This window comes from Phytoactinopolyspora endophytica, from assembly GCF_004138495.1.
Lineage (GTDB): Bacteria > Actinomycetota > Actinomycetes > Jiangellales > Jiangellaceae > Phytoactinopolyspora > Phytoactinopolyspora endophytica.
The window spans coordinates 112,115-113,658 of record NZ_ML142865.1 but is presented as its reverse complement, the minus strand read 5'-3'; the positions used below and the strand labels follow the sequence as shown (position 1 = coordinate 113,658).

Below are 1,544 nucleotides of genomic sequence, written 5' to 3'. Positions count from 1 at the left end.
TCCCGGTGCTCCGCCGCCAGCCGGGCGGCGGCGTCACCGGCCGCGACCAGGTGCCTGGCCAACGGTTCCATGGCCCGGCGCGCCACCAGTTGTAGCGCTGTGTCCAGCACATCCTGGCTGGTCGCTCCGCGATGGAGGGCATCTTGAGCATCATCGGGGACCGCGGCGGCGAGGTCCCGCACCAACGGAACGACAGGGTTGCCGGCGGGCACCGCACGCCGGCCGAGATCATCGGCGTCGACCTCGAGCGCCGTCGCCGCCGCGGCGACGGCCTCGGCCGCCTTCACCGGGACCAGCCCGGCCTGTGCGACGGCGCGGGCCAGCGCGGCCTCCACGTCGAGCATCGCCCGGACCAACGCCACGTCGCCGACGGCGGCGTCAACCGCCGGGTCGCCGTCCAGCGCGTCGAGCAGCCCTGCCATCGCACCTCCTCATCGAATAGTGCCACCCGTTCGGGTGAGCGCCGGTGAAGGAACATCCTGGAGCAGGGATCTCCCGGCTCAAGCCCAACCGGGCCACCGACTGGCCGAGTCCGACATGCTAGACGCAACCGGCCGCCGGGAGATTCCTGCCGCAGGATGGTCCTCCCAGACCGATCACACAGCGAAGAAGACTGTCTCTGAGTCGCCCTGGATCCTGATGTCGAAACGCAGCGCATCGCTGTCACGCTCCGCCACCAGCGTGCCACGCCGATCGGCCGGTACGGCGGACAGCACCGGATCCGCCGCGTTCGCCTCCTCGTCCGGGAAGTAGATCCGCGTCACTACGCGGTCGAGCATGCCGCGCCCGAGCACCGTGACATCGATGTGCGGGGCCTCGGTTGCTCCGTCCGGGGACGGCAACGCGCCCGGCTTGACCGTGAGAATCCGGTACCGCCCGGTGGCGTCGGTCGCGCTGCGTCCGAACCCCCGGAAGCCGGCCACCGACGACGGCACCGCTCCACGCGGGTCGTCCGGGTGGTCAAAGCGGCCGTCGGGATCGGCCTGCCACGTCTCCACCAGCGCGTCCGGCATCGCCTGACCGGCCCCGTCGTACACCGTGCCGGTGATCCACACCGCGCCGGGCGTCCCTTCAGGCACGACGTATGGCCCGTCGTCCCAGGGCAGCCCGATATGCAGGTACGGCCCCACGGTCTGCGACGGCGTCACGCCCAGCCGCCCCGCGCCGGTCGCCACACTCTGATCACTCGTCATCGTCGTGCTCCTCGTCCTCGAAGACGCTGGCCTGCGGGCCTCGCAGAACGATGTCGAACTGGAACGCCAGCGCCCACTCCGGCGCAGTCGCGGTGTGGTCGTAGTGGCACAGCATCCGCTGCCGGGCCTTCTCGTCGCGGACCGAGTTCCACATCGGGTCCTGGAAGAACAACGGGTCGTCGGGGAAGTACATCTGGGTGATCAGCCGCTGTGTGAACGCCCGGCCCAACAGGGAGAAGTGGATGTGGGAAGGACGCCATGCGTTGTCATGGTTGCGCCACGGGTACGCCCCCGGCTTGACGGTGACGAACCGGTAGCGGCCGTCGTCGTCGGTGAGACACCGGCCCACCC

The 1,544-nt window shown here is 70.4% G+C and carries 2 protein-coding genes and 1 pseudogene; all 3 read right to left on the bottom strand.

Annotated elements, in window-relative coordinates:
• The coding region (locus tag ELR45_RS39200; RefSeq protein ID WP_205857327.1) for a lyase family protein at positions 1-422 on the bottom strand (422 nt) is incomplete at its 3' end.
• Positions 423-596: 174 nt separating this feature from the next.
• On the bottom strand, positions 597-1,193 hold the full coding sequence (gene pcaG, locus ELR45_RS26585; protein ID WP_129669016.1) for a protocatechuate 3,4-dioxygenase subunit alpha: 597 nt from the start codon (positions 1,191-1,193) through the stop codon (positions 597-599).
• Positions 1,183-1,544: pseudogene (locus ELR45_RS39195) on the bottom strand (dioxygenase family protein); the annotation flags it as partial. The pseudogene ELR45_RS39195 and the gene pcaG, both read right to left, overlap by 11 nt.